The 13,608-nt window shown below is 26.8% G+C and carries 12 protein-coding genes; 10 read left to right on the top strand and 2 right to left on the bottom strand.

What is annotated here, in order from left to right; translation table 11 throughout:
- Positions 1 to 9: 9 nt before the first annotated feature.
- Both ACWPW7_RS16500 and ACWPW7_RS16495 read right to left on the bottom strand, forming a co-directional pair.
- Entirely contained in the window at positions 10 to 801 is a 792-nt protein-coding gene (locus ACWPW7_RS16500; RefSeq protein ID WP_454054394.1) for a metal ABC transporter permease, read from the bottom strand.
- A 9-nt stretch (positions 802 to 810) separates the two neighbouring features.
- On the bottom strand, positions 811 to 1,464 hold the full coding sequence (locus tag ACWPW7_RS16495) for a metal ABC transporter ATP-binding protein (protein ID WP_291559836.1): 654 nt from the start codon (positions 1,462 to 1,464) through the stop codon (positions 811 to 813).
- Positions 1,465 to 1,902: 438 nt separating this feature from the next.
- Between ACWPW7_RS16495 and ACWPW7_RS16490 the strand changes: the two genes are divergently transcribed.
- The 10 genes from ACWPW7_RS16490 to ACWPW7_RS16445 all read left to right on the top strand — a co-directional run bounded on the left by ACWPW7_RS16490 (position 1,903) and on the right by ACWPW7_RS16445 (position 13,355).
- Entirely contained in the window at positions 1,903 to 2,820 is a 918-nt protein-coding gene (locus tag ACWPW7_RS16490) for a metal ABC transporter substrate-binding protein (protein WP_454054393.1), read from the top strand.
- A 583-nt stretch (positions 2,821 to 3,403) separates the two neighbouring features.
- A complete protein-coding gene (locus tag ACWPW7_RS16485; protein WP_454054392.1) occupies positions 3,404 to 4,018 on the top strand; it encodes a histidine phosphatase family protein in 615 nt (204 codons plus the stop codon).
- Positions 4,019 to 4,037: 19 nt separating this feature from the next.
- The gene (cobU, locus tag ACWPW7_RS16480) at positions 4,038 to 4,586 is read left to right on the top strand and encodes a bifunctional adenosylcobinamide kinase/adenosylcobinamide-phosphate guanylyltransferase (protein WP_454054391.1); all 549 of its coding nucleotides are present in this window, start codon (positions 4,038 to 4,040) and stop codon (positions 4,584 to 4,586) included.
- A gap of 72 nt (positions 4,587 to 4,658) precedes the next feature.
- Positions 4,659 to 5,408 (top strand): adenosylcobinamide-GDP ribazoletransferase, encoded by a 750-nt coding sequence (cobS, locus tag ACWPW7_RS16475; protein WP_291559825.1) that lies wholly within the window; start codon positions 4,659 to 4,661, stop codon positions 5,406 to 5,408.
- Positions 5,409 to 5,420: 12 nt separating this feature from the next.
- A complete protein-coding gene (locus tag ACWPW7_RS16470; RefSeq protein WP_454054390.1) occupies positions 5,421 to 5,639 on the top strand; it encodes a DUF1450 domain-containing protein in 219 nt (72 codons plus the stop codon).
- Between the two features lie 835 nt (positions 5,640 to 6,474).
- The gene (locus tag ACWPW7_RS16465; RefSeq protein WP_454054389.1) at positions 6,475 to 7,323 is read left to right on the top strand and encodes a DegV family protein; all 849 of its coding nucleotides are present in this window, start codon (positions 6,475 to 6,477) and stop codon (positions 7,321 to 7,323) included.
- 779 nt (positions 7,324 to 8,102) lie between these two features.
- Positions 8,103 to 8,951 (top strand): DegV family protein, encoded by an 849-nt coding sequence (locus ACWPW7_RS16460; protein WP_454054388.1) that lies wholly within the window; start codon positions 8,103 to 8,105, stop codon positions 8,949 to 8,951.
- Between the two features lie 4 nt (positions 8,952 to 8,955).
- Entirely contained in the window at positions 8,956 to 9,402 is a 447-nt protein-coding gene (locus tag ACWPW7_RS16455; RefSeq protein ID WP_291559817.1) for a PadR family transcriptional regulator, read from the top strand.
- A 171-nt stretch (positions 9,403 to 9,573) separates the two neighbouring features.
- Positions 9,574 to 11,322, top strand: coding sequence for an ABC transporter ATP-binding protein (locus ACWPW7_RS16450; protein WP_454054387.1), 1,749 nt, complete (start codon positions 9,574 to 9,576; stop codon positions 11,320 to 11,322).
- 2 nt (positions 11,323 to 11,324) lie between these two features.
- The gene (locus ACWPW7_RS16445; protein ID WP_454054386.1) at positions 11,325 to 13,355 is read left to right on the top strand and encodes an ABC transporter ATP-binding protein; all 2,031 of its coding nucleotides are present in this window, start codon (positions 11,325 to 11,327) and stop codon (positions 13,353 to 13,355) included.
- Positions 13,356 to 13,608: the final 253 nt, after the last annotated feature.

Genomic DNA, 13,608 nt, shown 5'->3' with positions numbered 1-13,608 from the left:
AATACATATTTATCTTCTAAAGCTTTTAAATATTATAGTTATAACAAGAATGAATACGGAAATTAAGGCTATTGTACCACCTGGAGCACAGTTTAAATAATATGAGGAAATAAGCCCTAAAATAATATCTATAAAGCCAAAAAATATTGAAAAAATCATAGTCTTTTTAAAACCTTTATTAAGCTGAAGAGCAGTTGCAACAGGAAGAGCTATCATTGAAGACATAACTAATATTCCCATGACTCTTATAGAAACAGAGATAGTGGCGCCTACCAATAGTGCAAAAACGTAGTTTATAAGTTTTACTCTGATGTTAGCTACCTTTGCACCTTCTTCGTCAAAGGTTATATAAACTAATTTATTATATAGCTTATATAGAACTAAAATTGAAATAATACTCAATACTAGCATAATAAACAAATCATCCTTGGTTACAGTTAGAATACTTCCAAATAAAAATGAATTTATATTAGCATTTGTCTTTCCCATACTAACGAGAGTAATACCAATTCCTATACTTAAGGTCAAAACTATAGGTAGAATTAGTTCTGCATACTTTTTATAATAATTTCTTAATAGTTCAATTAATAATCCACATATACTAGTAAATATAAATGCACAAAGTATAGGGCTATATCCTGTAACTAGACCTATAGCTACTCCTGCAAAAGAACTGTGAGCTAAGGTATCACCCATCATTGAATATCTTTTAAGTACTAAAAATACGCCAACTAAAGGGCATAAAATAGAAATAAATACAGCAGCTGTAAAAGCATTTTGCATAAACTCATATTGAAACATAATAGCCTCCTAATTTAAATCAAATTTTTCTTTATATTCTTTAATGTCATATAGTACACCATTGCCATTATCCATGGAGTATATATGAGAAGAGTTTTCTAAAGCCATTTTTATATTATGCTCTATGGAAAGTATGGTAATATTATGGAGTTTATTTAAGTGTTTAATTAATTTATATAAATCTGATATGCTCTTTTCATCTAAAGCTGTAGAAGGCTCATCTAATATTAGCAAATCACATTGCCCCATAATAGCTCTAGCAATGAAAATTTTTTGTTGTTGTCCTCCTGAAAGTCCCCCTATTAGAGAATTTTTATATTTTTCCATATTAACAGCTTTAAGTGACTCATCTATAACTTTTTTATCAGTTATTTTAAGGGTTTTTCTATGTACATTTAAAACCTCATATACAGTTATAGGAAATTGTGAATTAAAACCATCTATTTTTTGGGGGACATATCCTATATTTTTTGAGTTAATTGATATAGTTCCTTTAATTGGTTTTAAAATATCAAGTATTAGTTTTACTATAGTGGTTTTGCCACTACCATTCTCACCTATTATGGAAACATAGCTACCATTTTCTATATGAAGATTTAGATTGTCTATCATATAAGGTTTAATATTATTGTAGGAAAAACTCAAATTATTTATTTTTATCATATTTAATCTCCTTTTACTAAACTTAACTATGTACTTCTATAATCTTATCCACCTAAGAACTTTTAATAACAATAAAAGGAAATTTGAATAAAATATATTTTTATTGATAATAATTAAATAGCGCTTAATATACAAATTAATTAAAAATAATTGAATGTAATACAGAGTTTATATCTTAAAACATATATAGAATATTAATTTTCATAAAATAAGCTAAATATCTTAAAAATAGTTAGTTTAGTAGAAATTTTTAAATTCTTTTTATATATTTATCTTGTAATAATTTACATTATTAAAGATGTATAATATAATAATAATGTAAATGCAAATAATTTGCAATAGAATATATTTTTATATTTACAAAGCTTGTTAATTATACTATAATAAGCAAATGTGTGCAAATGCAAATCATTTTCGATTGAAAGGTGTGTTTTTATAGTGAAAAAATTTATTACTTATATATTGGTATTGATGCTCTCTGTGACTTTAATAGGATGCAATAAGAAAGATAATAATATCAATACAGAAAAAAATGATAAAATAAAAGTAGTAACTAGCTTTTATGCAATGAATGAATTTGCTAAGGAAATAGGAAAAGAAAAGATAGATGTATATACTATTGTTCCAGATGGAGTGGAACCACATGATTTCGAACCTAAAGCAAAGGATTTAGAGAACTTAGAAAAAGCAGATCTATTAGTTTTAAATGGATTAGATATGGAACATTGGAAAGATGATGTTCTAAAAGTTATAAATAATAATAAGTTAAAAGTTGTAGATACATCTAAAGGTGGAGATTTTATTAAAATTGAAGAAGGGGATCATAAAGAAGGAGAGCATGAACACGGCGCTTACGATCCTCATTTATGGCTTAGTTTAAACATGGCAAAACTCCAAGCTAATAATATAAAAAATGAACTGATAGAAGTAGATAGTGATAATAAGGATTATTATGAAAAAAATTATAATGAATTTAGCGGAAAACTTGAGGCGTTATATAATGATTACAGTACTAAATTTCAGCAAATTTCAAATAAAAATTTTGTCACTGGTCATGAAACCTTTGGATACTTATGTAGAGACTTTGGATTAAATCAATATAGTATTGAAGGAGTATTTGCAGAAGGAGAGCCATCCCCTAAACAACTTAAAGAGTTAACTGATTTATGTAAGGAGAAAAATATAACTACAGTTTTCGTTGAAAATTTAGTTAGTCCTCAAATATCAGAAACACTAGCTCGTGAAGTGAATGGGAAAACTGAAAAAATATATACACTTCATAGTAGTGAAGATGGACTAGGCTATATAGAAGCTATGAAGTATAATTTAGAAACTATATACAATAGTATGAAGTAATTATCAATATAAAATATATAATAACTGTAGATAGTATTAACTATAATTTTTCATTAAAAATCGTGGCTTTGTCACGATTTTTTAATAATAAATTATAGTTTTCTACCTTTAATGTTGTTTTTTATATAGAAAAAAAGTAATATAAAATATGTATAGATAAACTATCTTAAAAATTAATGTATAGCTAAACTTTAATTAATTGAGAAGTGATAATGGACAATTGACAGTTAAGGTGGAAATTAGTTTTAATCAAACTAATTTCTTTAATAGATTTTTTAATAAAAGTGACCGTGTCACTTTAAAAAGAAATTAATTGAAGACTTCTCTTGTAAAAGGGAAGTTTCAACAATTCTCCATTGTTAATAGTCAATTTTCAATTGTATAAGTGATTGTATCACTTCAAAAATAAATAATTTTAAATTTCTTAGCTTTTGCTGAGAAATATCCACAATTGTGGATTGTAAACTGCGAATTATGAATTCAATAGTTTCAATTATAATACCAAGAAATACCAATTATTTTCACATATATATTAATTTTAGAGCTGGTATATCTATATATAAATACATGTAGGGGTGTAGATATGAACATATATTTAGTGAGACATGGTGAAACTATTCAAAATAAAAATAAAGTATTTTATGGTACAATAGATGAAGGGCTAACAGAAAAAGGAATAATTGAATCAAAGAAATTAAGTGCTTTTTTTAAGAAAATTGACTTAGACATGGTTTATTTAAGTAACAAAAAAAGAACCTATGAGACTTCTAAGATAATACTAAGTGAAAGATTTAAAAAGTTAGAAAAAAATAATAAAATAGTTATAGACAAAAGAATAAATGAAACTAACTTTGGAGAGTTTGAAGGGAAAAGTTATGAAGAACTTTTAAAGTTTTATCCTAAAGAATGTGATATATGGGAAAAAGATTGGAAGGGCTTTGTACCACCTAGTGGAGAGAGCTATATAGAACTATACAATAGAGCGTCTGACTTTTTAAAAGATATATTAAACTTAACCTGTGATAATGTATTAGTTGTAACTCATAGTGGCGTAATAAGGGCTATATACTCTTATATTATGAATGAAAATATGGATTTATTTTGGAAGTTTTCTTCAAGAAATGGAGATGTTTCAATTATAAAATATGAATATGAAAATTTATTTTTAGATGGAATAATTCATAATAAATTTTTGTAAGGAAAGTAAGGTGTATCAAATGAGTAGAGTAATATTAGTTACAGGAGGCAGTAGAAGTGGTAAAAGTAATTATGCAGAAAATATTTTTGATGAGAGAGATGATGTATTATATATAGCTACAGCCATAGTAACAGATAATGAAATGAAAAATAGAATAGACAAACACAAAAAAGGACGAAATCAAAAGTGGAGAACTTATGAGGGATATAGAGATTTACATAAAGCTATAGAAAATATAGAAGAACCAAATATATTATTAGATTGTGTAACAATAATGGTAACTAATTTGTTATTTGATAAAGAATTAGATTTTGATAACATAGCCATGGAAGAAGTAGATAGAATACAAGACAATATTAAAAAAGAATTTGAAAAGCTTATTTTAATGGCTAAAGAAAAAAATAAGGTTTTAGTTATGGTTACTAATGAGGTGGGAAGTGGATTAGTGCCTGAATATAAATTGAGCAGAATTTATAGAGATATAGCAGGTTTTACCAATCAATTTATAGCAAAGCTTTCTGATGAAGTTTATTTTGTAACCTGTGGATTACCATTAAGATTAAAATAAGACACTTGAAATAAAATAGACTAGTATACTGACTAGTTATTTTTTTGAAGATGCTTAAGTTAGGAGTAAGTTATGAAAAAATATATAAATGATTTTTTACTATATATCCAATTTTTTACTAGAATACCTGTTAATCTTCAATTAGACTGTAGTAATGAAAATTTTAGAAGAGGAGCTATGTTTTTTCCAATAATAGGCTTTATAGTAGGAGGGATTCAATATTTAGTATATTTATTACTAAATAGATATCTACCTTCTAGTATAACAGCCATTTTTGTAGTATTAACCTTTGTGCTTCTTACAGGGGCATTACACTTAGATGGTTTAGGTGATGTTTGTGATGGTTTTTTTGCTTTCAAGGGTGGTAAGGAAAAAATTATTGACATAATGAAAGATAGTAGAATAGGAGTATATTCTTGTGTAGCTATAATTCTAGACTTATTATTTAAATACAATTTGATAAAATTAGCAATAGATTCATATGTGCCTGAAATAATAATTGTAGCACCTATCATAGCAAGATTTTCGGTGGTGTTATTAGCTACAATGGGGAAAAATGCTAAATCTACAGGTACAGGTAACATATTTATTGGAAATATAGAAACTACAAATATAGTATTGACAGCTGTAATATGTTTATTATTACAATTTATATTTATTAGCCCTAAAGATATAGTAATTTTAACTTTTACTGCAATTATTATAACTTTATTATTTAATAAACTTTGTGAACATAAAATAAATGGATTAACAGGAGACACTTTAGGAGCAATAAATGAGTTAGTTGAAATATTGACTTTAACTATATTTTTCATTATTTAGAGGAGAAGAAAAATGGGAGAAAATAAAATAAGTTTTTGTGGTTACAATGAAGGTCATGAAAGAGTAATGGAAAAAATAAAAAAAGATTTTCCTGAACATAAGACTACCTTAAATAAATGTATAGGTGCTTGTGATAAATGTGGGGGAAAATTAATCACTAGAGTTAATGGAAAACTTATAGAAGCGGACAGCGAAGAAGAGCTTTACGAAAGTATAAAAAAAGAAATTTAAAAATGATTTTAAGAAATTAGTTAATATCTTAAAATTGCATTATGGATATAAAGATTATATATAGATAAACTACCTGAAAGTTAATTTATAACTAATAATTATGATATTAAATATTTTAATCAACAACTTTAGTGGATGGACAATTGACAATTGTGGTTGAAATTAATTTTTATAAATTAATTTCTTTAAAAGTTTAGTTGAAAAGCATAACTTTTAACTGTTTTCTAATAAAAGTTTATTATTTTTATTAGCATATAAAGATAACTTTAATTAGTTCTGTAAATTAATCAGTTTAAAAATTCTCATGCTTTGCTGAGAATTCACCATAATTATCCATTGTCAATAGTTAATTCTCAATTTCATATTAATGTAAACTTAAACAATTTAATAGCACAATTCTATGAATGTATAGAGTAAATTTAAAAGTGGTACATCTGCAGATATGATAATTAATATATTAACTTTCTTTTTAGGTACACTATAATAGATTAAAATATAATATTTATAAAAAATTATATTTTTAACTTTAATATTTAAATTAAAGTATGGACATTTACTAAAATTTATTATAAAATTTCCTTTAAACAGATAAATTATTATATTTAATTCAAGTGTTAAAATAAAAGCTTTAGTAATCTAAGTATTACTAAAGCTTTTATTTTTCTAGTAGATTTGTGTATCAATTATTATTAATAATTGTTAACTTTAAATTAAATTTTCTAATTAATTTGTTAATTTTAAAAAATTTATCTTTTTTGACATATATCACTATTGATATAACTATCAATAGTGATATATAATGTATTACGACTTTAAGTTTAAGGAGTGATTAATATTGGAAAAAATTGCAATAATAACAGATAGCTCGAGTGATTTATCAAAAGAATTTGTAGAAAAATATAATATAAATATGCTTCCCTTCAGAATTATATATAAGGACAGAGAGTTTAGTGATGGAGTAGATATAACAACGAAGGAAATATGTGAAAATCTACATAAAGAAATACCAACATCTTCTTTGCCATCAATGAAAGATATGGAAGATACATTTAAAAAGTTAGAAAGTGAAAACTATACTCATGCTATTATAATCACATTATCTAGTCAATTATCAGGACTTTATAATGCTGTTAAACTTGCAAGTGAAAATCATCCAACTATAAAAAGCTATGTCTTTGATTCAAAAATAATTTCTTATGCACATGGAGCAATAGCTATGGAGTGTGCTGAAATGATAAAAAGTGGGGCAAGCTTTGATGAAGTAGTTGCTAAGTTACCAGAGATGAGAAAGAAAGCAACTGGTTTTTATGTAGTTGGTACATTAGAGTATTTAAAAAAGGGTGGAAGAATAGGAAAAGTTGCTGGAACAATAGCAGAGCTTTTACATATAAAGCCAATAATATCAGTTGATGATAAAGGTCATTATTATACTCGGGATAAAGTAAGAGGTAGGAAGCAGTCTATTAGTAGAATGTTATCAATTGGAAATGAATTATTAGATAAGAATAAGCAAGATGTATACATTATACATGGTGAAGCAGAAGAAGAAGCTAGAAAGCTTTTAGCTGAATATGAGAAACATCCTAATATAAATAGAGCTTATTTTGGCGGATATGTAAGTGCAGTATCTGGAGTACATAGTGGACCGGGGTTTATAGCGGTAGTGTTTTATGAAGCACAATAAGTTATAGTATATACATATAGAAATGTAAAGGTATTTAACTGTAAAATACCTAATAAAAATTCTGAATATAAAAAATAATAAAATCAGCTTGCTTAATAAATTTAATTAAAAAGTTATGATTAGAAAAATATAGGTTTAAATTCACTTAATAGTTTAAGTAGTTATAAACAACAAATAATTACTTTCACAAACTTTGAAGGTACAAGTTCTTTCACTTGTATTTGTGAATGTGTATCCATAACAAGAAAGAATAGCTTAAATGCACTCTAATGCATTTAAGCTATTTTCACTGCTAAGGATTAAAAATTTAAAAGCAAAAATACTATAATAATAAATATAATTGTAAAATGTGATTTTATGTATTATAACATAATTATAAAACAAATAAACATAAAAAATTACAAATTTTAGGTGGCTGCGTTATGAAAAAATATAAACATATTGCTGGTCTATTGTACTATAGCTATGATTTCATTGTTGTATATATTATTTTCTAACTTTGGATATAATAAATATACATGGAGTATAGTTGGATTGTACATTATATCTATAGTAACTATAGAAGTAGAATATTATTTGAAAAATCATTAAGGAGGATAGTAATTATATTTCATTAGCCTAATAAGGCAGTTTGTGGGATAAATATGGACTACCTTATTTTTTATAAAAAATTATTTTAGATTTAATATTATATATCACTATTGATAATACTATCAGTAGTGATATATAATATTATTAAGTAAGAATAAATGGAATTTTGATTTTTAGGAGTGATATATTTGGAAAAAATAGCATTAATTACAGATAGTACTTCAGATTTAAATAAAGAAATGATAGATAAATATAATATAATAGTTCTACCTTTTAGAATTATTTTTAAAGATAGAGAATTTAGAGATGGAGTAGAAATAACTCCTCAAGAAATATATAAATCATTTGAAAAGGAAGTCCCTACTTCGTCATTGCCTTCAATGAAAGATATGGAGGATGTTTTTCAAAGACTAGAAAGAGAAGGATATACTCATGCCATTGCAGTAACTTTGTCTAGTAAATTATCAGGAATATACAATGCATTAAAGTTAGTAAGTGAAGAATATCCTTCTATAAAGACTCATGTGTTTGACTCAAAACTTATATCTTATGGAGAGTCAGTTATTATTTTAGAAGCAGCTAAAATGATAGAAAAAGGTATGAGTTTTGACGAAGTAGTTAAAAAACTACCTGAAATAAAAAAAAGAGCGCATGCCTTCTTTGTAGTTGGAACTTTAGAGTATCTAAAAAGAGGTGGAAGAATAGGAAAGGTTGCAGGAACTATTGCAGAGCTTTTGAATATAAAGCCTATTATTCATGTAGATGAAGAGGGATCTTATGCAACATATGATAAGGTTAGAGGACGAAAACAGTCTATTAATAGAATGATTGCTATAGGCAATGAGATGCTAGATAAAAAGAAATGTGATATTTACGTAATTCACGGTGAAGCAGAAGAAGAAGCTAGAAGGATTCTAGATGAGATATCTAGACATCCTAATGCAAACAGTGTTAATTTCGGTGGATATATAAGTCCTGTATCTGGAGTTCATAGTGGCCCAGGCTTTTTAGGTGTACTTTTCTATGAGGTGGAATAATTAAATGACTAATTCCTTTCCTGATATTAAGGCAGAAGAAAAACGATTATATGAAGAATATAAGAAAAAATTAAATGAACTTCGTAAAGTACAAAATGAAAAAGAAGCGGTAGGCCAAGTATTTACAAAGGGGCTTCTGCCAATATATGTTATGTATATATTAAGTCTAGGTCCAACAAATGGTAATGATATTTCTCATCAAATTGGAGAGAAAACTAATGGATTATGGCTTCCAAGCACAGGAGGCATATATCCACTATTAAAAAAATTAGAAAAGGAAAAGTATGTTGAAGGACATTGGGATGATTCTAAAAAGAAAATGCAGAAAATTTATAAGTTAACTAAAGAAGGGGAAATTGAATTTGAAAATAAAAGAGAACTTCTTAGAGGTAAAATTGAAGAGGCACTAGAAGTTTTTAAAATAATATACAATGATTTATATTCTGATTAAAAATCCATGATTTTCATGGATTTTTTGTTTTAAATCATTTAAATATTGTGAAAAATTCGAGACTCGAAATAAATTATTGAAAATTATAAAAAAGTATTATAGCATAATATTATGGAGTTTATAGAAAATTACAAATTTTAAAACAATATTCAATTGAAAGGGGGCAAATTAATGCGGAAGCTGAAGTCACTATTGAAATATACAATGAAGTACAAGAAAAGATATTTTATAGGTATTCTTTTTTTAATTGTAGTGGATATTGTTCAGCTTATTCCACCTAAGATTTTAGGAGGTCTAACAGATAGTCTAGCACAAGGAAGTGCTACTACTAGTACAATCACTAAAGCAATTCTCTATATGATGGTAATAGCTGTGACTATGTCTATAGGGCGTTTTATGTGGAGAATTTATATTAATGGTACGTCTAGAATGATAGAGTATGATATTAGGAGCAAGTTCTTCAAGCATTTACAAAGTCTTTCAACAAATTTTTATAATGAAAATAAGACAGGGGATTTAATGGCACTAGCTACCAATGACTTAAATGCTATAAGAATGGCACTAGGACAAGGTGTCATAATGTTTTTTGATGCGCTAGTATTAACTATAGCTACTTTATTTATAATGCTAAGCATAAATGCAAAATTAACCTTATTAGCATTGCTTCCATTACCTTTTGTTGCACTTATATCACGAAAATTTGGTAAGAAAATACACAGAAAATTTATGAGAGTTCAAAAATGCTTTTCAAAACTTACTGATTTAGTTCAAGAAAATTTCTCAGGAATTAGAATTATTAAGTCTTTTGTACAAGAGGAAAAAGAATTTGAAAGATTCGCTGAGGAAAATCAGAATAATTTTGAAGCAAATATGGATTTTATAAGAATATGGGGTGTGTTCTCTCCACTGATAGAACTTATTTCTTCATTAAGTTTTGTGGTATTAGTTGCAGTGGGAGGAGCATTTGTTATTCTGGGGGACATATCCTTAGGTGAATTTGTAGCATTTAATATGTATTTAGGAAATTTAGTATGGCCAATGATGGCAGTTGGATGGGTAATTAATGTACTTCAAAGAGGTTTTGCATCCTTAGAAAGAGTTGAGGAAATATTAAACCAAAAGCCTGAAATTATTGATAAATATGTTCATGAAGTTAAATCAATAAAAGGAGATATAGTAATTAAAGATTTGACCTTTATTTATCCAAAAGCTACTTACCCTGCACTTAAAAATATAAGTGTTAATATAAAAGAAGGAGAAACATTAGGAATTGTAGGACGTACAGGAAGTAGTAAAAGTACATTAGTTCATCTTTTATTGAGGCTTTATAATATACCTAATGGAAAAATATTTATAGCAGGTGAAGATATAAATAAAATTCCATTAAATACTTTAAGACATAGTATAGGGTTTGTATCCCAAGATCCATTTTTATTTTCTACCACTATTGCAGAAAATGTAAATTTGGCATTTGATAAGTTAGATATGGAGCAGGTTTATGAAGCTACTAAAAATGCAGATATATATGAGAATATTATAGATTTTCCAGAAGAATTTAAAACAATGGTTGGAGAAAGAGGTGTAACTTTATCAGGGGGGCAAAAACAGCGAATTTCTATTTCAAGGGCATTAATTAAAAATCCTGAACTTTTAATATTAGACGATTGCCTATCAGCAGTTGACGCTAAAACTGAAGTAAAAATATTAGAGAACCTCAATGACATAATGAAAAATAAAACATCTATAATAATTTCTCATAGAATTTCAGCGGTTAAAGAAGCAGATCAAATTATTGTATTAGATGAAGGTGAAATTGTGCAAAGGGGTAAGCATGATGAACTTAAGAATCAAGAAGGTATTTATAAGGATATTTATGAAAAGCAACAAATTGAACAAGCAATTATGGCGGAGGAGGTATAATCATGGAAAATTTTAATTTAGAAGAAGAAAGTTTGATGAAACAATATGACTCAAAACTCATGAGAAGACTCCTTAAATTTGCAAAGCCATACAAACTCCATATATTAGGTGTTATAGTAATAATGTTTATAGTAACTTGTTTAGACTTACTAAGGCCATATATTATTAAAAGTACTATAGATAATGATATAAATCCAGATAAATCATCTTATATAATTACAGAAAAAGCAGTAAATAATAGTATAAAAATAAGGGATGATTTTTATGTAGTTAACAATCATTCTTTAGACGGTAAAAGAGCTTCCTTAATATATGATGATAAAAATGCTTATGTAATAGATGGAGAGATAAAGGAGAATGCTCCCTACAACATAGATGGAGAAAGATTAATACAAGGAGAAAATACTTATTCAGCCTATAAGATTTCTAAGGAAGAAGTTAAGACTTTACGAAGTAATAGCCTTTTATCTGTAAGTAGAAAGGCGCTATATATACTAGTTATTTCAATATTAATATTTATATTAAATTATATTCAAATTTTCATATTACAATATACAGGTCAAAAAATTGTATATAATATAAGAGATACTGTGTTTAGACATGTAGAAGGACTATCACTATCATTTTTTGATAAAAATCCTGTAGGACGATTAGTTACAAGGGTTACTAATGATGTAGAAACTTTAAATGAAATGTATACTTCAGTATTAGTATATTTATTTAAAGATTTTTTCTTAATTACAGGAATAATAATTGCTATGTTTTTATTAGATATAAAGTTAGCACTTATAACAATAGTTACATTGCCATTAATTATATTAGTGTCATATATATTTAAGAAATATGATAGAGAGGCCTATAGAAAAGTTAGAGCTAGACTTTCAAGAATAAACTCATCTTTGGCTGAAAATATAAGTGGTATGAAGATAGTTCAAATTTATGGCAAGGAAGATAAAAAGTATAGAGAATTCGATGATATAAATACCTCTTACTCTGAAGCTGCCATGGAGCAAATTAAAGTATTCGCTATATTTAGGCCAGTTATGGATTTTATATATCAAATAGCATTAGCTATATTGATTTGGGCAGGGGGAAAAGCAGTTTTAAACGCTGATATTAATATAGGAGTACTATATGCTTTTGTCAGCTATATTCAACAATTTTTTCAGCCAATTTTTGATCTTTCTGAGAAGTTTGATATCATGCAATCTGCTATGGCATCATCTGAAAGAATATTTATGCTTTTAGATACTGATACTACAATTAAAAATTCTGAAAATCCAGTAGAAGTACAGAGGTTTAAAGGAGAAATAGAATTTAAGAATGTTTGGTTTGCCTATAATAATGAAGATTGGGTGCTTAGAGATGTAAGTTTTAAAATAAATATAGGAGAAACTATTGCTTTTGTAGGCGCTACTGGGGCAGGAAAAACATCAATAATAAGCTTAATAAGTCGATTATATGATATCCAAAAAGGTGAGATATTAATTGATGGCATAAATATAAAAACTATGAGAAAAGAAGACTTGAGAAGAAATCTAGCAACAGTATTGCAGGATGTATTCTTATTTACTGGTGACATTAAGAGTAATGTTAGACTAAATAATGATAGTATTAGTGATGAAGAAGTTATAAGAGCATGTGAATATGTTAATGCTAATATATTTATAGAAAAGCTTCCAGAGAAATATGATGCTCCTGTAAATGAGAGAGGTTCTATTTTTTCTCAAGGAGAGCGTCAACTAGTTGCTTTTGCGAGAGCATTAGCTTTTAATCCGCCTATATTAGTTTTGGATGAAGCAACTGCAAATATAGACACAGAAACAGAGAGTTTGATTCAAGATGCTTTAGGAAAACTGACAGAAGGAAGAACAACTATAATTGTTGCTCATAGACTCTCAACAATTAAAAATGCAGATAAGATCATAGTTCTCCATAAAGGAAAAATCAGAGAAGTTGGAAATCATGAAGAGCTTCTTGTAAAAGACGGTTTATATAGCAATTTATATAAGCTTCAGTATGCACAGCATTAATAAATATAAAATTTATTTATTTATTTAAATAAAAAATGACTTTAGGAGAATAGTAGTATATATTTAGGCGTTCCTAAAACTTAGATTAAGATTTTTGATTTGTGATGAAAATAGTTTATATAGTATGTTAGTTTTAAGCTCTACTTATGGTGGAGAGATCTAAGATAATTCAGAGCAGCTGCTCTGAATTTTTTAGTATAAATATGAACTTAATATTATAATTAATATGTAAAGAAGCTATAGTTTTTAAGCG

This window comes from Clostridium sp. Marseille-Q7071 (genome assembly GCF_965112025.1).
The sequence above is the reverse complement of the archived record's forward strand: the minus strand, read 5'-3'. Positions and strand labels throughout refer to the sequence as shown.

Excerpts from the sequence above, each read along its gene's own strand:
- ACWPW7_RS16500 (WP_454054394.1), bottom strand. The coding sequence starts at position 801 with ATGTTTCAATATGAGTTTATGCAAAATGCTTTTACAGCTGCTGTATTT.
- ACWPW7_RS16495 (WP_291559836.1), bottom strand. The coding sequence starts at position 1,464 with ATGATAAAAATAAATAATTTGAGTTTTTCCTACAATAATATTAAACCT.
- ACWPW7_RS16485 (WP_454054392.1), top strand. The coding sequence starts at position 3,404 with ATGAACATATATTTAGTGAGACATGGTGAAACTATTCAAAATAAAAAT.
- cobU (WP_454054391.1), top strand. The coding sequence starts at position 4,038 with ATGAGTAGAGTAATATTAGTTACAGGAGGCAGTAGAAGTGGTAAAAGT.
- cobS (WP_291559825.1), top strand. The coding sequence starts at position 4,659 with ATGAAAAAATATATAAATGATTTTTTACTATATATCCAATTTTTTACT.
- ACWPW7_RS16470 (WP_454054390.1), top strand. The coding sequence starts at position 5,421 with ATGGGAGAAAATAAAATAAGTTTTTGTGGTTACAATGAAGGTCATGAA.
- ACWPW7_RS16455 (WP_291559817.1), top strand. The coding sequence starts at position 8,956 with ATGACTAATTCCTTTCCTGATATTAAGGCAGAAGAAAAACGATTATAT.
- ACWPW7_RS16450 (WP_454054387.1), top strand. The coding sequence starts at position 9,574 with ATGCGGAAGCTGAAGTCACTATTGAAATATACAATGAAGTACAAGAAA.
- ACWPW7_RS16445 (WP_454054386.1), top strand. The coding sequence starts at position 11,325 with ATGGAAAATTTTAATTTAGAAGAAGAAAGTTTGATGAAACAATATGAC.